Consider the following 21,829-nt stretch of genomic DNA (forward strand, 5'->3'; position numbering starts at 1 on the left):
ACCGTCGCGAGCGCGGCTCACCGCGAATGTCGGTGGCGCCTCATAGCCTTTCCGCATGCCCAAGACCGCGACTTCTTTTTCCTGCACCGAGTGCGGCTGGGCGACGTCGAAGTGGGTCGGCCGCTGTGCGGAGTGCGGCGAGTGGAACACCGTCGTCGAGGCCGCAGCTCCCACGGGCGCGCTACGAGCACTCAATCCGGTCGCGATCGGCGACGCGCGGCGCGCGCGACCGATCAGCGAGGTCGAGGCGGATGCGGCGAGCCACTGGCCGAGCGGCATCGCCGAGTTCGATCGGGTGTTGGGCGGGGGCATCGTGCCCGGGGCCGCGATCCTGCTGTCGGGCGAGCCCGGCGTCGGGAAGTCGACCCTGCTGCTCGAAGTCGCCTCGAAGGCCGCGGCGGCGTACGAGCGGGTGCTCTACGTCTCGGCGGAAGAGAGCGCGAGCCAGGTGCGGTTGCGCGCCGAGCGCACCGGTGCGCTGAACGACAACCTCTATCTCGCCGCCGAGACCGACCTCGGCGCCATCGTCGGCCAGCTCGACGCCGTGAAGCCGGGGCTCGTTATCGTCGACTCAGTGCAGACCGTGTCGAGCGCGCAGGTCGGCGGGCTCGCCGGCGGCCCGGCGCAGGTGCGTGAGGTCGCGGTCACGCTGATCCGGGTCGCGAAAGAGCGCAACGTTCCGGTGCTGCTCGTCGGCCACGTCACGAAAGACGGCAACGTCGCGGGGCCGCGGCTGCTTGAGCACCTCGTCGACGTGGTCTGCCAGTTCGAGGGCGACCGGCAGACGCCGTTGAGGTTCGTCCGCGCGCTCAAGAACCGCTTCGGCCCGACCGATGAGGTGGGCTGCTTCGAGATGACGGTCGACGGCATCGCTGAAGTACCCGACCCGAGCGGGCTGTTCCTGTCTCGCTCCGTGCTTCCCGTCTCCGGCACCTGCGTCACCATCGCGATGGAGGGCAGGCGCCCTCTGCCCGTCGAGGTGCAGGCGCTCGTCGTTCCGAATGAGGGCTCCAACCCGCGGCGCATCACGAGCGGCGTCGACTCCGCGCGCGTGGCGATGCTCATCGCCGTGCTCGATCGCCGCTACAAACTCGAAGAGCTGCGCAAGAGCGACGTCTACGTTTCGACGGTGGGCGGCGTCCGGGTCACCGAGCCGGCCGCCGACCTCGCGATCGCGCTCGCCATCGCGAGCGCAGTGACGGGCGGCACCGTGGCCAACGAGACCGCCGCGTTCGGCGAGATCAGTCTGGCGGGCGACATCCGACCCGCTCCTGCCGCACGACAACGCGCGAGCGAGGCGAGACGGCTCGGCTTCACGACACTGATCGATGCGGATGCCTTGCACGTGAGTTTCGCCGTGCCCCGCGCTCTGCACTTCGACGAGAAGGGCGGCGGGCCGACGGGCGTGCCGCCGTTCTGAGGCGATCACAGCGAAGAGCGCGTCACTCGTGCCCGATACGATGCGTAGAAATTTGCGCGGGGAGGCAAGCAGATGGCACAACGACTTGAGGTGAGCGCTCACACCGAGACCGGTCGCGTGCGGGCGATCAATGAAGACTCGTTCCTCGCCGCCGACCCGATGTTCTTCGTCGCCGACGGTATGGGCGGCCACTCCTTCGGCGACCGCGCGAGCCAGGCGGCCATCGCGGCCCTCGCCGCGCGCGTGCCTGCGGGAAGCGATCCGAGCCCTGACGACGTGCGCGAGGCCGTGGCATCCGCCAACTACGCAGTGCGCGATCTCTCGGAACCCGAAGACAGGGGCGCCGCTCGCGCCGGCACCACGCTCACCGGCGTCGCTCGGGTCGCCACCGACACCGGCCCTCATTGGATGGTCGTGAACATCGGCGATTCCCGCGTCTACAGCTGGGACGGTCGGGCCCTCGAGCAGGTGACCGTCGACCATTCCGCCGTGCAAGAGCTGCTCGACACCGGCGCGATCACTCCCGAGCAGGCGATGTACCACCCTGAGCGCAACGTCATCACTCGTGCGCTCGGGGCTGACGACATCGTCGAACCCGACGTGTGGGTGCTGCCCGCCACCGGCACGCGCACCTTCATGATCTGCTCAGACGGCCTCACGAAGGAGCTCAGCGATCAGCTCATCGCCAGCATTCTCGCGGGTGACGTCATCTTCGGCGACGAGCCGGAAGGATCGATCGCGCCGCAACTCGTCGAAGCGGCCGACGTGGCCGGCGGTCATGACAACATCACGGTCATCGTGCTGTCGGTGCACGCCGACCGCACCACCACGAACGGCGACGCCAACGACGCAGACGACGCCGAGGGCGACACCGACGACACCATCGAGCGCCCGTCTCAGCCCGCGCTCCGCTGACCGGTCGCCAGCACAGGTACGCGGCGGCTCAGTTCAGAAGGAACTGCTTCGTCGTCTTCGACGCGATGCCGTCGACGGCGACCGACAGGTGATACGCGGCGCCCCCGGCCGGCGCCTGCGGTCGCGTCGAGCTCTTGCACGTCGACTTCGACGAACGAGTGCGATCCCACGCGATCGGCACCGAAGTGAGCGTCTTCCGCGGCTCGAGCTTGATGACCGTGTGCACCGGGTCGGTCTGACAGTCGGTGGAGGTCCAGTACTGGTCCCGGCCGCTTGAGATCGTGAACACCATCGCGGCCGTGCCCGCGTCGATCGTGCACATCTGCGACCCGTCGTTCGTGAGCGAGAGCGACAGCAGCGGGCGCTGGGTCGCGCCGTAGCTCGAGGCATCCGTGATCGCCTCGACATCGATACTCGCCGGAGCGCACGGCTTGCCGGCCGCAACCACCGTCGCGCTCGGAGTCGGCGTAGCCGCCGCAGTCGGCCGAGCCGACGCACTGGGGGTGGCCGAGGCGGCGGGGCTGGCCGCGGCGCCTGTGCGCTGCGCGGCCGGCGACGATGACGCGGGTACGGATGCCGGTGCCGCAGCCGGCTTCCCCGAGCCGCGCCACGGCCGCACGATCGTGAGCACGACCAGCACGACGATGGCGACCAGTATCAGCAGCACCATGAGGCGACGGCGCCGGTACACGGCGGGCGAACGGCGGCCGACGGGGTGCTGAGGCGTCGACATGCATGCAGATTAAGGGGCGCCTCCGACCGTGGATTCGAGGCGCGCCGCGTGGTCGGCGCGGTCCCGGCTTGTCACGGGCGCGCGGCGCGGGCTAGGGTGTCGGCATGCACGCGCGTCTTGGCCAGAACTGGTGGCCCGCCTCCTAGGCGGGTCGACGCGCACACGTACAACGACCGCCTCACGGGCGGTCGTTTCGCGTATGCGGGGCGCTCCCCCGCCGGGCGGCAGACAGCTGAGGACCGCCATGAACTCCCTGCTCGACCGCATCGTCGCCTCCGCCGGCGCGCTTCCCTTCGCCTTGCTGCGCCGCCACGACGGCGCCGGCATCGAGGTGCTGAGCGGTGACGTCGTCGACGTCGACGTGCTCGCCGACATCCCGCTCGACGGCCGCCCCGTGCTCGCCGCCGTCCCGTTCCGGCAGGTGCGCGAGCGCGGGTTCGCCGTCCATGACGACGGCGCACCACTGCGCTGCCTGATCGTGAGCGAACGCGGGACCGTGCCCCTCACCGAGGCGCTCGTCGCATTCCCCAGCGAGCCGGCTCATGTCGAGCCGCAGGGCTTCGACACACCGGACGACGAGTACGCAGGCATCGTCCGCCGTGTCATCGACGACGAGATCGGCCGGGGCGAAGGCGCGAACTTCGTGATCGCGCGGTCCTTCCTCGGCCAGACGGATGCCCCGACCGTACCCGCCCTGCTGTCCTGGTTCCGTGCCCTGCTCACCGACGAGTCCGGCGCCTACTGGACGTTCGCCGTGCACCTTCCCACGCCGAACACCCCTCCGCTCTCCATGGTTGGCGCGACCCCCGAGCGGCACCTCTCGGTGCACGGCGGCGTGGCGCTCATGAATCCGATCAGCGGCACCTACCGCCACCCCGCGACGGGCCCGACGCGGGACGGCGTGCTCGACTTCCTCGCCGACGTCAAGGAGAGCGAGGAGCTCTTCATGGTCGTCGATGAGGAGATGAAGATGATGAGCGCCGTCTGCCCCGACGGCGGCCGCATCCTCGGCCCGTACCTCAAGCAGATGTCACGGCTCAGCCACACCGAGTTCCTGCTCGAGGGCCGCACCTCGCTCGACGTGCGCGAGGCGCTGCGCCTCACCATGTTCGCGCCGACCGTCACCGGATCGCCCATGCAGAACGCGTGCACCGTGATCGCCCGGCACGAGCCGCGGCCCCGCGGCTACTACGCAGGCGTGCTGGCTCTCTTCGAGCCGGACTCCGTGGGATACGAGCTGGATGCCCCGATCCTGATCCGCACCGCGTACCTGGAGGCCGGCGGACGGCTCTCGGTGCCTGCGGGCGCGACGCTGGTGCGGCACTCCACGCCCGAGGGCGAGGTCGCCGAGACGCGTGCGAAGGCGTCCGGCGTGCTGGCCGCGCTCGGACTGCTGCCGCGCCAGGCATCCGCCAGCCGCATCGACCTCAACGCGCAGACCGGCGTCGGCGAGTCGCTGGCAGCGCGCAACGAGCGGCTCGCGTCGTTCTGGCGTCTGGCGCAGAACAGCGGGGACCCAGTGGGTCGCCGCGCGCCAGACGCCGGTCGGGTCATGCCCGACCGGGCGCAGGCCGCAGACGATACGGATGCCTCGAGCTCGCAGCTCACGGGCAGAAGCGCCCTCGTCATCGACAACGAGGACCAGTTCACGACCATGCTCGCCCATCAGCTGCGACACCTGGGGCTCGAGGTGCGCCGCGCGCACTGGGCCGAGGTCGAGTCGGTCGCCGACGACGAGCTCGTGGTGTTCGGCCCCGGCCCCGGCGACCCGCGGGACCTCTCGCAGCGCCGCATCGCCCGACTGCGCGCCCTCATGCTCGAGCGTCTGCGCGCCAAGCGCCCCGCGCTCGCGGTGTGCCTCAGCCACCAGGTGCTCGCACAGCTCGCGGGTTACGAGATCGTCAGCCTGCCCGCGCCACGGCAGGGCGTCCGGCTCGATGTCGACGTCTTCGGCGAACGCGCAGCCATCGGCTTCTACAACACGTTCGGTGCGACGGCACGGCTCCGTGGCGCACGGTCCCCGCGAACCGAGTTCGAGCTCGAGGCATCCGTTGACGACGACGGCATCGTCACGGCCCTGCGCGGGCCCGGCGTCGCGTCGATTCAGGGCCACCTCGAGTCGGTGCTCTCCTCAGACGGCCTCGCGACGCTGCGCCGCCTGACGGAGTTCGCCCTGCACGAGGCTCAGCTCACAACTGCTTGATCATGCGCGTGTTGCCCAAGGTGTTCGGCTTGACGCGGGCCAGGTCGAGGAACTCGGCGACGCCCTCGTCGCTCGAACGCAGCAGCTCCTCGTAGACGACGGGGTCGACCGTCTCGGTGCCCATGTCGACGAAACCGTGCCGACCGAAAAAACCCGTCTCGAACGTGAGGCAGAACAGGCGCGAGAGGCCGAGCTGACGGGCATCCGTCTCGAGCCGCTCGAGGAGCGAGTGGCCGACGCCGCGCCCGCGCCACTCGCGCGCCGTCGCGAGCGTGCGCACCTCGCCCAGGTCTTCCCACATGACGTGAAGCGCGCCGCAGCCGATCAGCTCACCCGCGCCGGTCTCGGCGACGCGAAACTCCTGCACCGCTTCGAACAGCGTCACGGGCTGCTTGCCGAGCAGGATCCGCTCCTCGACGAGCGGTTCCATCAGTTCGCGGATGCCGCGCACATCGCTCGTGCGGGCGCGGCGGACCTGGAATGAACCCATTCGTCAATCCTAGGGACGCAGCGTGCGCGGCTCGGATCCGCCGCCTGCGCGTCGCGCGAGGCATCCGTGCGGCGCGCCGCACGCACACCCCCTGACGCCAGGCTCAGGGACTGGTTCTTGTCGAAGCGCTCGAGCGGGGCCGGAACTACTCCCAATCCGCAGGGAGCTTCAACGTTCGCGCGTCAGCGTGATCGCCCCAACGACGATCGACCGAACGACGCCGGCGGCAGCGGCGAGCACCCAGATCGCGCTGCCGGCGAAGATCCAGAGAAAGACCTCGGTCGCACTTATGTAAAAACGCGCGAGCGTGGTGGCCGCGACGATCCCCGCCGTGGCAAACACGGACGCGGTGAGCAGCGCTTCACACGTGAGGATGGTGGCAAGCGCCGCTCTTCGGGTTCCGGAGAGCCGGTACGCAGCCATCTCTCCGGACCTGGTCCACGTGAGCAGTGTCACGCAGAGGCCACCAGCGAGCCCGAGCGCGGGCGCGACGTACTGACCGGGCCGAGCTCGCCACTGCGCCACTGGATCCAAAGTGGGGGTGAGCCGGCGGATCGGCATGATGTCACCGCCGGTGACGACGAGTTCCGCCGCGAGGCTGCTGGCAAGCACGTGGGGTGAAGCGAACTGGTCAAGGACCACCGTGCAGGCAGAGGCTGCCGTTGTGCCGGCCGGAAGCGGGAAGATAACGCCAGTGTTGGTCGGGATGCCTTCTGGCTGCGCCAACCCCGCAACGAGAAGCCGTGTACCTGCACCTTCGATCGTGATTCGACGCGGCTCGTTGGAGCTGCCCAGAGCCACACCGAGGACGCCGTCAGCTGACCGAAGGCGGGGGAACAGGCTCGGGCTCGCTGAATAGGTACTGACGCGGGCGCCGAGCTCGGGGACATCGCGAATGCCGTCATCGATGAGGAGCCCGGCGCGCTGCACCCCGCCGTCTTGAGCCAGCGCCTCGCATGAGCTCCTCGTGATCAGGACTGTGGTATTCGGCGACGCTGATTCGAAGGAGACTACATTGCTGCCCATTGCCTGCAACTGCTGCAGCTGGCGATTGAACGCGTGCGCATCAAGCGCCGAGAATGCCGCCGTTGCAGAGCCGAACACTGTGGCGAGCAGGACCGAGCTAAACATGCGAGAACGCACATTCAAGACGTTGCGCGTCGCCTCCCGGAGCAGCAAAGGTAGCGCCCACCGTGCAGCTGTCGTCACAGGTCGCCCCGAAGTCGGACAACCGCGGACGCGGCTTCCACGATAACCGGGTCGTGCGTAGCAACGATGACGGTAGCGCGACCTGCGATCGTCGACAAAAGGCGCGCGATGCTGCGAGTGCTCGACTCATCCAAGCTTGCGCTGGGTTCATCGGCCACGATGAGCGGGCGATCCGATGCGAGCGAGCGGGCAATAGCGACGCGCTGTTTCTCACCACCCGACATGGTCCGGCAACGCTCGTTCATCAGGTGTGCCAGGCCGACATCCCGGAGGGCAGTGAGGGCGCGCTCTGAGGCCGCCGAGAACGGTGACCCGTCGCTGAGCGCGCCAACCAGGACATTGTCAAGCGCGGTCCGCGCTGCGAGAACGTTCGCGTCCTGCGCAATCCACGTCACTTGCTCAACGGACGGCCGCTTCCGCTGCCCGTCGGGATCGGCAAACCAGACGTGGCCGGCCTGAGGGCGCGTATACCCCGCGATCGCAGCCAAAAGGGTCGACTTACCACTGCCGGACGGCCCTACAAGCGCGGTCACGCGATTGCTCTCGAACCGCGCGTCAAACTGGTCAAGGACTTGACGGTTCCGGTACGAGAATCCCACACCTTCAACGATTACCTGCATCTTGCGAGCTCCGCAGCTTTGAGAACCGTCGGGTCACGAACGACGTGTTTGCCGATGAGCGACGCATCGACAAGTGCCTGTCCGACGCCCGCCGAATCAACCGAGACGGCCGACAACTGGACAGCCGACACCCTTCGATCCGACCGCTCGCGCCATTCGAAGACGCAGGAATGACCAGAGATAGCGGTGTAGACGGCAGTGGACGGGACAGAGCCGCGCTCCGTCGAGTGCCTCGCCTCGAGAAGAGCGCCTGTGAAGCGGCGGGTCAAGGTGCCGGAATCGCTTGAATCGACCGCAGTAATGATGCCGTTGCCCACACCCTCCTTCAGCGCGTCAACGAGGGGCCTGGCGTCGACGACTGCGGGCGTCACGGACGACAGACCGATCCGCTTCCGTCCGATGACGACGATTACCTCGCCGTTGACGCTGTGAAGCGCCCCGGGTTCGGTGGGGGCTCTTGAACCTGTGAAGGATGAGAGTCATGGCAGCACCGAGGAAGTACAGCGTTGAGTTGAAGGAGCGGGCGACGCGTCTGGCGGTCGAGGCGCGGCGGGACCCGGCGAGCAAGGTTGGGGCGATCAAGCGGATCGCTGACCAGTTGGGCATCAACCCGGAGGCGCTGCGGGGGTGGGTGCGGCAGGCGGAGGTCGATGCGGGTGAGGCGCCCGGGGTGACCACGGCCGATGCGCAGCGGATCGCGCAGTTGGAGCGGGAGAACCGGGAGCTGCGGCGGGCGAACGAGATCCTGAAGACGGCGTCGGCGTTTTTCGCCGCGGCGGAGCTCGACCGCAAGATCAAGTAGCCCAGGTGCCCGCCCGGGTGGCTGTCGAGTACATCGACGGCCACCGCGGCCGGTTCGGGGTCGAGCCGATCTGCACGGTCCTGCGGGAGGCAGGCGTGCGGATCGCCCCGAGCACCTACTACGCCGCCAAGACGCGCCCGCCATCGGCGCGGGCTGTGCAGGACGGGCAGCTGAGCGAGGAGATCGCGGCGGCGCATCGCGCGAACCTCGGCGTGTACGGCGCCCGGAAGATCCATGCGGCGCTGAACCGGGCCGGCACCCAGGTGGCGCGCTGCACGGTGGAGCGGCTGATGCGCGCCGCCGGCCTGCAGGGCGTGCGGCGTGACAAGACGCGGCGCACGACGATCGCTGCCGGCGCCGAGACGCCCCGGCCCGAGGACCTCGTGAAGCGCGAGTTCGGGGCGATGGCACCGAACCGGCTGTGGGTCGCGGACTTCACGTACATCCGCACGCATGCCGGCTGGGTGTACGCCGCGTTCGTCCTCGACGTGCACTCGAGGCGCGTGGTCGGCTGGCAGACCTCGACGAGCATGCGCACCGACCTCGCCCTCGACGCGCTCGATATGGGCCTGTGGGAGCGGCGCAAGGTCGGGCAGGACACCACCGGTCTGGTCCACCACAGCGATGCCGGAGTGCAGTACCGGGCCATTCGCTACACCGAGCGTCTCGCGGAGGCCGAGGCCGTCGCTTCGATCGGAACGGTCGGGGATAGCTATGACAACGCGATGGCCGAGGCGCTGAACTCGCTGTTCAAAGCCGAATGCATCCGCAACCCGATGATGCGTCCCAAGGGCGGCTGGGCCTCGATCAGAGACGTGGAGATCGCGACCGCCGAGTGGGTCGACTGGTACAACCACCGACGACTGCACGGCGAGATCGGGCTCGTCCCACCCGCCGAGTATGAAACCGCGTACTGGGCCGAGTATCCGGTAGCCAGCTACGCTCGGGACGAGGTCACGGCAACAGCCGCAACCAACTAACCGAGCCTCCACGAAACCCGGGGCGCTTCACTGAGCATGACCCGAACGCGAGCGGGAGACTCAGGCGCCGCCCCTCAACGGTCGCGCTCTCCCAAGTAGACAGCCCCGGGGCAGCTGACAGTTTCGCAAGCAAGGTAGAGAGGGTTGAATTCATCGGAAGAACTTTCCGCGGTAGATGTCGTGATGCTCGCCCGATGGGTCCTTGTAGCGAAACATCACCCGTGCTCGCCCGTCGGGCAGCCTATGGACGGAGCAACCCAAGGCCCGTCGTCCCGAATTCCTTGGCGAGCTGTTGACCCAGCCTGGCCGCGCAGCACCGACGCCGAGCCCGACGCCGTCGCGGCCGAACTCAACGACCGGCCCCGGAAACGCTTGGAGTTCCAAACCCCGAACGACGTCCTCCGGGACGCCCGGTTGCGCTGACCGCCAGCGTGTGCCGGCCGGGGGCTGCGGCATTTCGGCGCTGAGCCACCCGTAGGCCGTCGGTGCGCCGCGAGGGTTACGCGAGGCGCCCATCAGTTCTGCCTTTCGCGGGCCTCAGACGCGCGCTCGCGAGGCGACGTGGTTCCGTCCTCATCGGGATAGAGGTACTGGGTGATGGTGACATCGGCACCGGCCGTGGCGAGCCAGCGAACCGTATCCTGTGAGAAGTAAAAGTTGGAAGTGTGTTCATCAAGGGGATCATCCTCTACGGACTGGACGATTTGGAGGACAACTTCAGCGCCAGGATCAGGGATCGCACCGAGCCGGGCCGCGAAGTCAAGACCAAGGACACTCAGAGCGTCATTTATTCCGTCCAGGCCCATGTGGACTCCCGTCGGAGCGTGCAGGGTTAGCTGCCATATAGTTGCGCGCCGGACGCGTCCCGCGCCGACCTCGCCGCCCTTACGTGAGCCCCGACTCGGCTCTCGGCCAAGGTGGCGCACCAGTTCCTCCATGGCCAATGCCGACGTCTGAACTATAAGGGTCACGTCAATCATGCACTCTCCCGCCGTTAGAACACCCGGCGGAAGTACTGCGTACCGTCGCCCCAGTGCGTGCCTTTGCGCACGACCCATATCCGGCCGTCGTCGTCGTACCCCATGTCGTACCTACTCACCGCTCTCAGGGCGCCGAGGTGTTCTTCCGTAAAGTCTTCGGCTCCTTCAAACCCATGCTCTCGCGCCTCCTCATTAGCTCGAGAGTTACCTTTGACTATTTTGCCGCGAAACTCTCGTTCGCCATATCGTCCATTGCCGTCGCCACCGAAGTCGCCTTCGCCGCGGTCCTCGGCGCCCCATTCTTCGCCTGGACCGCAGTCGCAGATCCATTTGCCGGTGAGGTCGAGGCCGGTGATGGGGTCGGCGGGGTAGATGTAGGGGTTGGCGTTGCCGTAGACGGGGTCGGTACTCATGAGCCGGCCGGTAGCGGGGTCGTAGAGCCACACACCCATTTGGATGAGGCCGCCTCACCGCAACCAGTATAGTGGTTCCGGATCGGCTCATAGCTAATCCAGGTTAGTTATTTCCCGACAGTTCTAGATTATCCTTCTCAGGATAAAGGTACTGGGTGATCATTATCCGAGCCCTCGCCGTCGCCAGCCACTGGATCGACTCCTCCGAAAAGATGAAGTTTGACGTGTTCACGTCATCGGGATCATCCTCGACGGCCTGTACGATCTCGAGACCCACGCCGCGGTCCGGATCCGGGATACTTCCGAGGCGGCGAGCAAAATCTACCCCGAGTTCATGTAACTGGCGATTTATACCACTCAGCCCGAAGCGTTCACCCGGCTCACCGTGCAGGTCAAGCTCCCAATAGCTCCAGCGCCACCGCCGCGGCGGCCCTGCCGGAGTGAAGTCGCCTCTCCGAGTGAAGCGGCTTGGTTCCCGCCCTAAGTGCGAGGTAAGCCCCTCAATGGACAACGTCGACGTGCTCACGTGCAGCTTTACTTCAATCACTATTTCAAACTCTAACGTTCACCGCGGTACATACCCGTAGCGTGGCCGTACCGTGTGTATTTCCGGACGACCCAGAGTTGGTCGTATCGGTCATGGCCGATGTCATAATAGGCACCTTCGCGGCCAACCCAGTCTCTCTTCAATGCTTCCGCGCCGCTATAGCCGTGAGAGTGCGCTACCTCGTTTGCGTGTTTGCTCTTCTCGATGATCTTGCCATCAAGATATTCGCCGAAGTCGCCTTCGCCGCGGTCGGGCTCGTCGCACGCGTGTCGAGCAATCGACCGGATGCCGGCGTGAATGAGCCGCCGGAGCTCCCGGGAGTCCAATCTCCCTTACTCCATCGAGGGAGAGGTGATGCTGCCCTCTCTTTGGGAGCGCCTCGATCTCCTTACGCAAGCGCCGGCGGCGACTCGGACATGCGCCGAAGTCGAGTTTCCGCTGGCTCATTGGGGTGGCCCTCAGCGAGATAGTGCGCTATCGCCTCAGTCAGCGCCGACGGATCGAGAGAACTCACATAGATCTCGCCGCCGCCATGGTGCCAGCACCGCCGAGTAACTGGACGAGCATCCTCAGCGTCCTACTACTGAAGTACAGCGACAGGCTCGTCATCAGCTGAACAGATCACCAAGCCGATGACCACTTACACAGAAAAACAGATATACCCCCGGGAAGACCTCATGCAGCTACACGGGGCGTAAAGGACTGTAACGACCTGCGCCACTTAATACCGCAGACGACGGCTGATATGCGCCGAATAGACAGCCGTGCCCTCGCTAGCTCGGCTTGTTTAGGTAGTTACGCCTTCCGCGTGGACGCCGGGAGGGAGCACTGCGCGCGTGGGCGATCGGGGGACCGCTTCTCCTCAGCGGGCTTCCTTCCGGAGCCTGAGCCCCACGCTCCTGGCAACGTCCTCCTCCTCGTCCGAGAGAGTCAGCCACGCGTAGTGATCACACGGGACAGTGCCGAGCAGCACAGAATCGTCGGCCCGGAGCGCATGCAAATCACGCGGAAGGTCAGGTGCGACCCAATCGAATAGCGATCTAGAGAACTGAAGCAGGAGCCGGGTAGTGATCTGGTCGGCGCGGTACAAAACGCGCGTCCGCTCTCCGTATATGGTCCCTCCCGGCCATTTGCTTACTGAATCCCTGCCGACCGACTGCCCCTCGAGCACCGCAAGCACCTCTCGCGCGGCATCACCCGTGGGCCATGGGTTTGGCTCCTCAATAAGGGCGAAACGGTTTCCGAATTGACAGACTAAATCGAGGATTGCCTCGTAGCCAGTATTCGCGTCTCTCCTGCTGATGACGTATCTCGATCGCGGGGTCATTCTGGTCGCATAACTTCGATGTGCCGAATAGGGCCGATGCTTATGTGTAGGTGGGTGGCTGACCAGCTGCCCGGCCTACTTTCTTCGTGCGTCTCTGGACCATGACCTCGGAGCCCGGCGCGTTGGGCTCGGCTCCACAACTCTTCGCCGTAGTCGTATCGAATAGGGTGGCCAGTCCGGGCGGCGGTTCTGGCTTCCTTAGCCTCGCGCACCACCTGGGCCTGCTCTTCAGTATGCCGGAGTGGGCGCCAATAGTCCCCTCCGCCGCCACCGAAGTCGCCTTCGCCGCGGTCCTCGGCGCCCCATTCTTCGCCTGGACCGCAGTCGCAGATCCATTTGCCGGTGAGGTCGAGGCCGGTGATGGGGTCGGCGGGGTAGATGTAGGGGTTGGCGTTGCCGCCGTAGACGGGGTCGACGGAGAGGAAGCGGCCGGTGGCGGGGTCGTAGAGCCGGACGCCCATTTGGATGAGTCCGCCGAGGTTGTCGGCGGAGCGTTGTTTCCCGCCGAGCCACCCGTAGGTTGCGGGTGCCGATGCGGGGTTGCGGGGTGCGCCGTATTCGGTGGATTCGCTGTAGCTGCCGGCGGTGATTCCTGTGTCGCTGGCCGAGTCGGCTGCGGTGGCGACCTCGTCGCCTTGCAGGTTGACCAGGTCGAGCGTCACGATCCCGGCCTGGGTGATGGTGGCGTCGAGGTCGCCGTCCGGGCCCGTGGCGTACCGGGTCCAGGAGCCGCTGGTGGTGGAGGAGCTCGGGCTGTCCGTGTCGTCGCCGTAGTCGTTGGTGGTGACCGTGCTGCCGTTGGTAGTGCTGACGACGCGGTCCAGCAGCGGGTCCAGGCCGAAGCTGACGCTCTGGCCGTCTTGGCTTTCGCTGGCGGTCATGTCGTTGGCGTAATATCCGAGCGTCAGTGCCCCGGTCGCGGTGGCGAATGAGCCGATGCCTGATGCGTCTGCTGCCGGGACCGTGGTGGTGCGGCCCAGCGTGTCGTAGGCGTATCCGGGGTTGGTGATCCGGTCGGCTTGATCGAACGTGGAGCTGGTGCCCGTGTCGGTGGACTGGGTGGTGCACGTCCCGTCGCTGGCGGCCGCGTAATTATCGAGCTTCACGCGGTTGGAGTCGGCGTCGAACGTGTATGCCCGGGTGGTGCACGTCGCCGAGCTGTTGCCGGTTGCCGCGATCGTGTCCTGAACGGTGGTCAGGCGCCCGTCCGGGTCGTAGCCGAAGACCTGCGAGCTGACCGGGCTGGACTGCGTGACCACCCGACCGCCGAGCCCGTGGGTCTGCGTGAACGTCATCCAGGTGCTGGAACCCATCGCGTAGGCCAGCCGCGTGGCCTCCCCGGCGTTGTCCTGCGTCGTCGTGGCGGTGAGGCCGTTGGGGTAGGTCTCGGTGGTGAGGCTGCCGTCCGGGTCGTAGGAGGCTTGGAACGTCGAGGGTTGGCCAGACACGTTGATGTTCTCGCTCGTGACGAGCCCGCGATGCTCGCTCGAGGAGTCGTACGTGTACGTCGTTGTTCCGGCGGGACTAGTGACGGTAACCGGGTTTCCGTCCAGGTCGTAAGCGGTGGTCGTCGTCTTTCCGTTCGCGTCGGTGTAGCTGGTTTCCCGCCCGAGCGCGTCGTAGCCTGCGGTGACTGTCTGCCCGGTCGGCGCGGCACCGCTCGACGTTGCCGTCGGCAGGCCGGTGGCCGGGTCGTAGCCGTCAGTGATGGTCGGCACCGCGGTGCCGCCGGCGCCGGCCGGGGTGACGGTGATGGCCTCGCTCGTGAGCCGCTCGATCGCGTCGTACGTGTCGATTGTGGTGCGTACCGTGCTGCCGGCGGTCTCGGTTGTGGTCAGCGGGTTGCCGTCACTGTCGTACCTGTACGTCGTCACCGGCAGCGGGTTACCCGTTGACGGTTGCGCGGCCGGTCCGACCGAGCAGGTCAGGCCCGCCCATGCCGGGTTCACGCAGGCGCCGGAACCGCCGGCGGTGTAGTAGCTCGTGTTCTGCGTCTCGGCGGCGGTACCTGAGGTGTCTGCGGGCAGGCGGTGCTGGATGGTGCGGCCCTGCGCGTCATACACCGTGGTGGTGGTCAGGTCGGAGCTGCCACCTGCAGCCGTTATCTGCACGGTGCTGGTCGTCGGCTCGCGCAGCGTCCACCCGTCGATACCGGCTGCGGTCATGGATCCGACGGCGGCGTACCCGTTGGTGGTGACCTGCTCATCCGGCCACGCGGAATCGGTGCCGGCGGCGTCTTCGTACACCGTGTTCGTGACCGTGGTGGGCAGGCCCGGCTGCTCGCCGGCCGGGGCAGCCTGGTCGTAGTCGGTGTGCGTGTGGTCCTGGCCGTCGACAACCGTGCCGCTGCTGAGCGTGGTCGGGTGGGTGGGCCCGTACGTATCGGTCACCTCGGACGGCTCCTGCGGGTTGTAGGCGGTCGTCGAGGCCAGCAGGTTCGCCCGCGTTGCGCTGCTGGTTTGTGCGGCCACGAGCGGGTCGGTGGCGGATGTCGGTGAGAGGGCTTGGGCGCGGTTTCCGGCCGCCAGGTCCCACACGTCGTTACCGTTCGCATCAAATTGCGTGGTCGTGACCTGCCAACCGCCGTTGTCGTACTCGGCCGTGTTGACCTCGCGCCCCGTCGCATCCAGGTAGTGGACCGTGGCGTACGGCCAGTCCGCGCTCGTGATAGCGGAGGCAGTCGTGGAGGCGGGGGTGTGCGTGGCGGGGAAGACCGCCGTTCCCGTCGCGGGCAGGTCCGAGGTCTCCCCCCACCCGGCCGCGGCCGCGGCGCTCAAGTCGAGCTGGCTGCCGCTTCCTGCCGACGGGGCGGAGGCTCCGGTGTACGGCACCCCGTAGACGACGGTGGTCGCCGCGGTCTGCCCGGAGTCCTGCCGGGAGACGGATTGCACGCGGCCCTGGCCGTCGTAACTGAACACCCACGGGGTTTGGCCTGGCGGCGTCAGGCTCGCCAGGCGGCCGTTCGCGCCGTAGGTGTACGCGGTCTTCAGCGGGGCCGCCAGCCGCGGGTCGTACGCGTCAGCGAGCAGGCCCGTCGAGGTGTAGTCGTACGCCGCGACGTCCACGGCGTGGGCCGTGCCCGCGGCCTGCGGGGCCGAAAGGGTGACCTTCTGTAGCCGCTCGATCGGGGACGACGTGGTGCCGAGGTTCTCGTACGCGAGCTTCAGGCTCCGGCACCCCAGCGTCGTGTCGGCGGTCGAGTCCGTGCAGGACAGCGCCGTCGTGTCGTACGGGGCGATGATCCGCGTCACCAGTCCATACGTTGCGTCGCTCGAATTCGAGTCCACGACGTAGGAGGCCGTCGTACTGCTGCCCGTCTCGGCCACGGACGTCGCCTGCCAGGTCGAGGCCGGCTTCGTCCACGTCGTGACCGTCCCGTCCGGATCGGTCATCGTGATGGTCGACGGTCCCGTCTTCGTCACCGTCACCCCGTCGGCCGCGTTCGCATCCACGCCGACGAACGTGGTCGGGTAGACCCCAACCGGAGTGGTGCTCTCGTACATGCTCGTCGAGCCGTCGGTGTCCGTGAACACGATGTACCCAGAGCTGGCGTCGTCCGCCGGCGTCAGCGTCGCATCCCCAGCGTCCGGACCCGACAGGTCGGTCGTCCAGCCCGGCCCGAAGACCCCGACGGCGCCTGTCGAAGACGCTGGCGTGAGGGTCGTAAGGGTGCGGCCGATCGACAGGTGATCCAAGCTCGACGACACCGCCGCGTCAGAGGCAGAAACCTCGAAATCACCGGTCAGCAGCGACAGAGAGCCCGGACCGAGTGGCGTCGTCGCATACGCGTCACCGAAGTCACCGGGCGAATAGGTGATGTTCTGCGGAGCCGCGCACGCCAAAGTGGTCGCCGTTGACGTCGTGCCGTAGCACGCCTCCACTTGCACCAGCTGTGCCGCAGTCGACCCGAGCGTCGCCGCCACATCCCACACATACGGGGTGAACGTGGTGCCGCTCTCCTGCTGAGGCCAAGACGACGGAGACGTGCTCGTGCCCTGCGCCACGGTGTCGTCCGCCGGTATCTGCGTGAAGCCACCCGCAGTTCCGACACGGTAGGAATAGGTCACCCACGAGCCGCCACCAATGTCGGAACCCTGCAGAGTGACGTCCTTCAGTGTCTGCGTCTGCCCGCTCGAAATGGCCCCGCCGGCGTCCGTGTACCAGCCTTGGAGGTAGACGGTGAAGTCGGCGGCGGCGTCTGAGTTGTTGTAGATGTCGATCGCGCCGTCGGTGCCGAGCTGCGTGACCTGCAGGTTCGAGCGCACGGTGTTGTCGTAGCTCAGGTCATCCACGGCCGGCATTGCTGCGCCGTCCGGCCACGCGATCGCCTCGCCCGAGGTCGTGGATGCCTGCGCGGTCAACGAGTAGGAGATGGCGCTGATACCCGAGCCGACGGGTGGGACACCAGCCACGCCGTCCACCTGCACCTTCACGTGGGCTTTCGCAGCCACGTGGGCCGGCGTCGTCGTACGAGTATCCAGCAACCGGCCGCTGGCGGGCGTGAACGAGCCGCCCGTCGCCCCGGGCACCCAGTACCCCTCCACATACGCGCGCAGACTGATCGAGTACGAGCTGCCCGCGTAGACGTAGATGTCGAACTTGCCAGCCGCGCTCAGCGGCACTTCCGCCGAATACACGGTCGCTTCGCTGCTGGTCGGCTCGAAGTATGCCAGCCCCGACGGCACGGTAGTCGCATCCGCCGCGTAGAACTTGAGCCCGACGTTCGACGTGGACGCATTGGTGACCATGAAGTCCACGAACACCTCTTGCGCGTCCGCGGGGATCGTGTTCGTCCCACCGTCTGACGCATTCACGGTGTACGTGCTGCCGCCCACCAAGTTGCCAGCCGGAATGCCCGACCCGGCCACCGGGGAAACCGTATCGGCGACCTTCACCTGATTCATCGGCACATACCCGCCCGGCGCGGTCGTTCCGTTGCCAGCGGTGTAATACCCCTCGACATCAACGATCAAGTCCGTCTGGGTCGTGGCGCGGAACTGAATCTTGCCATCCGAGCCGACCGGGATGATCGCGGAGTTCGTCGCGTCGTTCAGGCCCCCGCCGTCGTAGGTCATGACGACCGAGAGCGACCCGTCCGAGGCCGCGGCATCCAGATAGCCGGTCGACGTCGCGTTGTGCGCGACCAACGACACCTCGACCGCTGAGATGCCCGAGGACGGCAACCCCGCCGCACCCTCGACCGTCACCGTGCGGACCGTGCTCGCCGGCATCGGCGTCGAATACCCACCCGTACCGTTCGTCGTGTTCAACAGACTGCCCGTCGCGGGCAGGAACAGGCCCGCCGTACCGGTCACGTGCGCCGTCGTGGCATGCGCCCTTTCCGGCGCGAAGACGCTCAAGAACCCCGGCCCCGACGGCGCCACAGCCACCAACAAACCGGCAACAAGCATCAACACCAACGGCGCGGCCAGCCAACGCCCGCGGCGCCCCAAACCACCCAGCACAGACCCGAACCGCCAGGATGACCTCAAGCGCACGAGAACCCCCACCCCGGGACACCCCGGCTCCACCAATGCCGGGTGCAGCCACGCGACAAGCAGAAGCTATCTTTTATCGAATTCTCAGAAACACTCCCCGAACAGGGGTAAACGAGCGTATTCGTGCCAGCAATCAAGAGCCGAGTAAGCAGTCAGAAATCGCTAGACCTGCTTCCGGTGGCCGTAGCCCACAAAAAAGGACTGTCGTAGGACTTGTGCCGTTCCCGACATTGGCTTGGCCGTTCCGATTACGCGGAGAACGGACCGAGCTATGTTGAGACGTTCGATCAATGGCTCAACGTGGTTCGGAGTCCTGGGGAAGGTGCTGACCTAATGCGGCGGCCAGCGGCTTCAGGTCGCGATCGAGCGTTGAGGTCACAATGCTGGTATCCACGCCAAAATACCCGTGGACGACGATATTGCGCATCTCCACAATCGCCGCCCAGGGGATCTCCGGATGCTAATCCGTGATCGACGGCGGCAGATGGTTCGCCGCCTCGCCAATGACGCCGATGTAACGGATGGCCGCGCCGAACGCCATCTCCACAACCTCGGGATCCTCGTCATCGAACCTGCCGCGATAACGCGTGCAGCGCTCGATCGCGTCAAGGATGTCCGTGATGAGGTCGCCGGCAGAACGGCTCATAAGGGAACGGCGTCCTTCAACGCGGTTGCGGAGACGCGCGCCCTCAACAACTGCGGCGCCAGGACATCGACGTCCTGGTCAAGCACCCGGCGGAGGCCTGCGCGAAGACCGCCGACGCGGATCAAGTCGCTGTGCCTGGCGTCCGGGAGCAGATCGACGAGCAGATCAATGTCACTGTCCGGCCCCGCCTCACCGCGGGCAACTGACCCGAATATGCGAGGATTGACCGCGCGGTACTCGTCGAGGACCAGCTGCAATTGGTCGCGGTTCGCACGCAGCAACTCGCGCAAGTCCAGCGACTCGGGCGTGGCATCCGTGGCGGTCACCTTCCAAGGCTAGCGGCGACGCTCGCACATGTGCTTAATCACGCAAGACTCGAGCACCGCAAGCCGCGCACCGCTCTGCGTAACGGATGGACTTCCTCAACCTGCGACAGACGCCGAATCCGGCCAAGGACGGGTTCCGACTTGCGTTGCTTATTCAAGTGGAGCCGGCGGCTGCGCCGCCGCACAGTCGATGCCCGACTTATCGATCAGCTCCAACCATGGCCCCATGAGGTCGCGTCCCTCCACGAGTCTGGTTAGACTCACCCGAAGGTCTCGAATCGGGGCGCGAAGATCTCGCGACAGCTTTTCGACGGGGCTGTCGAGTCGATAAGCCCTTGAACGCTGCCTAGCCCGGCCTCCGCGTTGGTAACAAGCTCCCTGATTTGATCAAAGAACGTGCAAAATTCGTGAGCGCTCTCGGGTTCTTCGGGCGTTCGCTCAATGATCGCTCGGACTCCGAGGTCAACATCAGGAGCTGACGAGTGAAATCGTCGCCGAGCGACTTGATACGGGCCACAGGTTCGGCAAGATTCTTGGCGAATCTACGTACGAGGTTCAGCCCCTTCGCGAAGGTCTGATTCGCTGGTTTCTGAATCTCTTCGCCCGACTCCTCAGCGAGTGCGCCGATTTCAACAATGACGCTACCTATCTCTTGCGTCGTGGCAGAAACGTCGGGCAGAGTAACTTCAAATCGTGCGAGTAACTCAATGACGCCTTCATCTTCATCATCGGCACGCTGAATCGCCAGGTCAACGATCTCGGCATGCTCCGCAACGCGATTCGCCTCGACGAGACGAGCCGCCATCTCTGCCACGCCGAGTCGGTACTCTCGACTACCAACGTCGGCAAACCGGTTGTCCCTCCAATCGACCCAATGAAAGCGTTTTACGAGCGAAACTGCCTCGTCCGCGGGTTCCTCCTCATCGACTCCCGGAAAGTCCAGGTACAGGATCGGCATGAGCAGCTCGCCGTGCCCGAGTTATCCGCACCACACTCGCATACACATCCGGGCCGCGAGCGCCCGGCACCCGCTACCGTGTGAGGTGCGCCTCCTGGCGCGGCTCCTCGGCGGCGGCGACGTCGGCGGCGAACGGCACAGCCGGGGTCCGCACGACCGCGATCGCGAGTGCGGCGGCGAAGGCGAGGCTGCCGATGGCCCAGACGGCCATCGGGCTCGGAATGAGGGCCCCCCACCACCAGGCGATGAAGTGATTGAGATCGAACGTCTGCGCTGTCTCGATGTGCACGTAGCGCGCCATATTGGCGTACAGCGCCGCGCAGTTCGAGACGGCGATGCACACGATGAGCACGTTGCGCTGCAGCGGCGTCAGTGAGAGCGTCTTGCCCGCGACCGGCAACGTCGCGACGCCCGCGAGCACGATGAGGAGCGGCAGCAGATAGCGCGGCTGCACGCTGTTGCCGACGAGCCGGCCTGCGATCTGCAGCTCGTAGAGCGGGATCACGATGAGGAGCACGGCCAATGCGACGATGGCGGTCGTCTTGCGCCAGTCGAGATGACGCAGCCCGAGGAACACGATCGCGCCGAATGCGAAGGTGCCGACGGCGGCGACGAGCGCAGGCATCGGGGTGTCGAGCCAGCCGAGCGGTCCACTGCCGAGGGCGCCGGTCCACAGGTACGGGAGCTGGATCGCGTTCCGGAAGAGCAGTCCGATGCCGCCGTTGTCACCCGGGGTCGCCGCGGCCGTCACGACGCTGGCGAGAGCGACGTGATCTGACCCGATGCTCGCCCCGCCCGTTCCGCTGCCGAGGCCGAGCGCCAGTCGTGTCGCGCCGATCACCGCGCGGCTCTGCTGCGCCGACAGCAGACCGACCACCCCGAGTACGAGAACCACGATGGGCAGCCACAGCGTGCGCGGCCGCCAGAACCGGCCTCGGCGCGTCAGGCCGATGACGACGGCGACGCCCACGCCGATCACGCAGTAGATCGCGGCGTCACCGCGCGACCCTGCAGCCATGATCGTGGCGATCAGGGTGACGATGGCGAGACCGACCCGGCGTCTGCCCGTGCTCTCGAAGAATCCGAGCGCGGCCAGCCACGCCGTGCCGCAGCCGGCGATGGCCCAGCTGCTCGGGTTCACCGCGGCGATGAGGAAGGCGGTGAGCGGCACGATCGTGACGACCCAGGACATCACCATCGTGAAGCGACGCGGTGGCGGTAGCAGGGCATAGAGGGCGGCGCCGAGGCCGAGGAAGAGCAGAACATTGACGAGCCGCATGAGGAGCACGGACCGCACGATGTGGTCGGTGTCGGCGAAGACGCTCATCGCGGCATAGAAGAGCGGCGGGTAGATGCCGGTGACGTTGAGCCGGCTCGTGGGCGTCATGGTGCGGTCCCACAGCCACTGGCAGGCGCCGGTCTGAGTCAGCTGGCCCGAGTAGCACGCGATGTGCGACAGCACGAACGGCGTATCGCGCTCATTGGGGGTGGGGCCCGCCTCGCAGAGACCCGGCCGCTCGCCGAGCCCGCACCACACGCTGTTGAGGTGGAAATCCTCGTCGGGCGACGAGCCGATGGGCGACGAAGCAGCCCACGCGATCAGCGCGACGAAGAGGAACACCGGCACGAGCAGCAGCGCGCCGTTGCGTCGCCACCATTCCTTACGCGAAGGGGCGGCGACGGCATTGCTCATGTGCTGTGGAACCTCTGGCTGTCTTCGTGAAGGGCGTGCGGCGTGGGCTCAATCGTATCGGGGCGCGGA

At 66.7% G+C, this 21,829-nt stretch carries 18 protein-coding genes and 1 other annotated feature; of the genes, 4 read left to right on the forward strand and 14 right to left on the reverse strand.

From position 1 onward, the window contains the following. Positions 1-55: 55 nt before the first annotated feature. Positions 56-1,420, forward strand: a complete 1,365-nt coding sequence (gene radA / locus ACFOYW_RS09125; protein WP_390228605.1) for a DNA repair protein RadA — start codon at positions 56-58, stop codon at positions 1,418-1,420. 72 nt (positions 1,421-1,492) lie between these two features. After that, positions 1,493-2,335, forward strand: coding sequence for a PP2C family protein-serine/threonine phosphatase (locus ACFOYW_RS09130; RefSeq protein WP_390228606.1), 843 nt, complete (start codon positions 1,493-1,495; stop codon positions 2,333-2,335). Positions 2,336-2,363: 28 nt separating this feature from the next. On the opposite strand, the gene ACFOYW_RS09135 is transcribed toward ACFOYW_RS09130, so the two are convergent. Then, positions 2,364-3,068 carry a hypothetical protein gene (locus tag ACFOYW_RS09135; protein ID WP_390228607.1) on the reverse strand — a complete coding sequence of 235 codons (705 nt, stop codon included), beginning with the start codon at positions 3,066-3,068 and terminating at the stop codon, positions 2,364-2,366. Positions 3,069-3,312: 244 nt separating this feature from the next. Between ACFOYW_RS09135 and ACFOYW_RS09140 the strand changes: the two genes are divergently transcribed. Beyond that, positions 3,313-5,271, forward strand: a complete 1,959-nt coding sequence (locus ACFOYW_RS09140; protein ID WP_390228608.1) for an anthranilate synthase family protein — start codon at positions 3,313-3,315, stop codon at positions 5,269-5,271. On the opposite strand, the gene ACFOYW_RS09145 is transcribed toward ACFOYW_RS09140, so the two are convergent. From ACFOYW_RS09145 to ACFOYW_RS09160, 4 genes are all read right to left on the reverse strand, one after another. Next, positions 5,258-5,761 (reverse strand): amino-acid N-acetyltransferase, encoded by a 504-nt coding sequence (locus tag ACFOYW_RS09145; protein ID WP_390228609.1) that lies wholly within the window; start codon positions 5,759-5,761, stop codon positions 5,258-5,260. The two genes, ACFOYW_RS09140 and ACFOYW_RS09145, sit on opposite strands and share 14 nt — an antisense overlap. A gap of 168 nt (positions 5,762-5,929) precedes the next feature. Beyond that, a complete protein-coding gene (locus ACFOYW_RS09150) occupies positions 5,930-6,970 on the reverse strand; it encodes a hypothetical protein (protein ID WP_390228610.1) in 1,041 nt (346 codons plus the stop codon). Next, the gene (locus tag ACFOYW_RS09155; RefSeq protein WP_390228611.1) at positions 6,967-7,590 is read right to left on the reverse strand and encodes an ABC transporter ATP-binding protein; all 624 of its coding nucleotides are present in this window, start codon (positions 7,588-7,590) and stop codon (positions 6,967-6,969) included. Before ACFOYW_RS09155 ends, ACFOYW_RS09150 begins: the two co-directional genes overlap by 4 nt. Beyond that, positions 7,581-7,961 carry a hypothetical protein gene (locus tag ACFOYW_RS09160; protein WP_390228612.1) on the reverse strand — a complete coding sequence of 127 codons (381 nt, stop codon included), beginning with the start codon at positions 7,959-7,961 and terminating at the stop codon, positions 7,581-7,583. The genes ACFOYW_RS09155 and ACFOYW_RS09160 overlap by 10 nt, the downstream gene beginning before the upstream one ends. Positions 7,962-8,071: 110 nt before the next feature. On the opposite strand from ACFOYW_RS09160, the gene ACFOYW_RS09165 reads away from it, so the two are divergent. Then, positions 8,072-9,372 (forward strand): IS3 family transposase gene (locus tag ACFOYW_RS09165; RefSeq protein WP_449267384.1). Its coding sequence is split into 2 segments (ribosomal slippage): positions 8,072-8,354 and positions 8,354-9,372, totalling 1,302 coding nucleotides; the frame shifts between segments, so codons are not numbered across the junction. Then, positions 8,350-8,502, forward strand: a sequence feature (AL1L pseudoknot). (Overlaps the previous gene by 153 nt.) A gap of 515 nt (positions 9,373-9,887) precedes the next feature. Here ACFOYW_RS09165 and ACFOYW_RS09170 read toward each other — a convergent pair. The 9 genes from ACFOYW_RS09170 to ACFOYW_RS09210 all read right to left on the reverse strand — a co-directional run bounded on the left by ACFOYW_RS09170 (position 9,888) and on the right by ACFOYW_RS09210 (position 21,760). Next, entirely contained in the window at positions 9,888-10,352 is a 465-nt protein-coding gene (locus tag ACFOYW_RS09170; RefSeq protein ID WP_390228615.1) for a DUF4279 domain-containing protein, read from the reverse strand. Positions 10,353-10,366: 14 nt separating this feature from the next. After that, positions 10,367-10,765, reverse strand: a complete 399-nt coding sequence (locus ACFOYW_RS09175) for a hypothetical protein (protein ID WP_390228617.1) — start codon at positions 10,763-10,765, stop codon at positions 10,367-10,369. A 103-nt stretch (positions 10,766-10,868) separates the two neighbouring features. Continuing rightward, on the reverse strand, positions 10,869-11,312 hold the full coding sequence (locus ACFOYW_RS09180) for a hypothetical protein (protein WP_390228618.1): 444 nt from the start codon (positions 11,310-11,312) through the stop codon (positions 10,869-10,871). Between the two features lie 1,323 nt (positions 11,313-12,635). Then, positions 12,636-17,999: an RHS repeat-associated core domain-containing protein gene (locus ACFOYW_RS09185; RefSeq protein WP_390228620.1), complete on the reverse strand. Its 5,364-nt coding sequence runs from the start codon at positions 17,997-17,999 to the stop codon at positions 12,636-12,638. A 433-nt stretch (positions 18,000-18,432) separates the two neighbouring features. Beyond that, the gene (locus tag ACFOYW_RS09190) at positions 18,433-18,588 is read right to left on the reverse strand and encodes a HepT-like ribonuclease domain-containing protein (RefSeq protein ID WP_390229596.1); all 156 of its coding nucleotides are present in this window, start codon (positions 18,586-18,588) and stop codon (positions 18,433-18,435) included. 9 nt (positions 18,589-18,597) lie between these two features. After that, entirely contained in the window at positions 18,598-18,783 is a 186-nt protein-coding gene (locus ACFOYW_RS09195) for a hypothetical protein (protein ID WP_390228622.1), read from the reverse strand. After that, complete coding sequence (locus ACFOYW_RS09200; RefSeq protein WP_390228624.1) at positions 18,780-19,109, reverse strand: nucleotidyltransferase family protein; 330 nt, start codon at positions 19,107-19,109, stop codon at positions 18,780-18,782. Before ACFOYW_RS09200 ends, ACFOYW_RS09195 begins: the two co-directional genes overlap by 4 nt. A gap of 346 nt (positions 19,110-19,455) precedes the next feature. Beyond that, on the reverse strand, positions 19,456-20,067 hold the full coding sequence (locus tag ACFOYW_RS09205) for a hypothetical protein (RefSeq protein WP_390228626.1): 612 nt from the start codon (positions 20,065-20,067) through the stop codon (positions 19,456-19,458). Between the two features lie 73 nt (positions 20,068-20,140). After that, the gene (locus ACFOYW_RS09210; RefSeq protein ID WP_390228628.1) at positions 20,141-21,760 is read right to left on the reverse strand and encodes a DUF2142 domain-containing protein; all 1,620 of its coding nucleotides are present in this window, start codon (positions 21,758-21,760) and stop codon (positions 20,141-20,143) included. Between the last annotated feature and the right edge of the window lie 69 nt (positions 21,761-21,829).

Origin of the sequence: Gryllotalpicola reticulitermitis, from assembly GCF_042651345.1 — a bacterium.
GTDB classification, from domain to species: Bacteria; Actinomycetota; Actinomycetes; order Actinomycetales; family Microbacteriaceae; genus Gryllotalpicola; species Gryllotalpicola reticulitermitis.

What these genes read in the sequence shown, in the direction of transcription:
- radA (WP_390228605.1), top strand. Translation starts at nt 56, where the DNA reads ATGCCCAAGACCGCGACTTCTTTTTCCTGCACCGAGTGCGGCTGGGCG.
- ACFOYW_RS09130 (WP_390228606.1), top strand. Translation starts at nt 1,493, where the DNA reads ATGGCACAACGACTTGAGGTGAGCGCTCACACCGAGACCGGTCGCGTG.
- ACFOYW_RS09135 (WP_390228607.1), bottom strand. Translation starts at nt 3,068, where the DNA reads ATGTCGACGCCTCAGCACCCCGTCGGCCGCCGTTCGCCCGCCGTGTAC.
- ACFOYW_RS09140 (WP_390228608.1), top strand. Translation starts at nt 3,313, where the DNA reads ATGAACTCCCTGCTCGACCGCATCGTCGCCTCCGCCGGCGCGCTTCCC.
- ACFOYW_RS09145 (WP_390228609.1), bottom strand. Translation starts at nt 5,761, where the DNA reads ATGGGTTCATTCCAGGTCCGCCGCGCCCGCACGAGCGATGTGCGCGGC.
- ACFOYW_RS09155 (WP_390228611.1), bottom strand. Translation starts at nt 7,590, where the DNA reads ATGCAGGTAATCGTTGAAGGTGTGGGATTCTCGTACCGGAACCGTCAA.
- ACFOYW_RS09170 (WP_390228615.1), bottom strand. Translation starts at nt 10,352, where the DNA reads ATGATTGACGTGACCCTTATAGTTCAGACGTCGGCATTGGCCATGGAG.
- ACFOYW_RS09175 (WP_390228617.1), bottom strand. Translation starts at nt 10,765, where the DNA reads ATGAGTACCGACCCCGTCTACGGCAACGCCAACCCCTACATCTACCCC.
- ACFOYW_RS09195 (WP_390228622.1), bottom strand. Translation starts at nt 18,783, where the DNA reads ATGAGCCGTTCTGCCGGCGACCTCATCACGGACATCCTTGACGCGATC.
- ACFOYW_RS09205 (WP_390228626.1), bottom strand. Translation starts at nt 20,067, where the DNA reads ATGCCGATCCTGTACCTGGACTTTCCGGGAGTCGATGAGGAGGAACCC.
- ACFOYW_RS09210 (WP_390228628.1), bottom strand. Translation starts at nt 21,760, where the DNA reads ATGAGCAATGCCGTCGCCGCCCCTTCGCGTAAGGAATGGTGGCGACGC.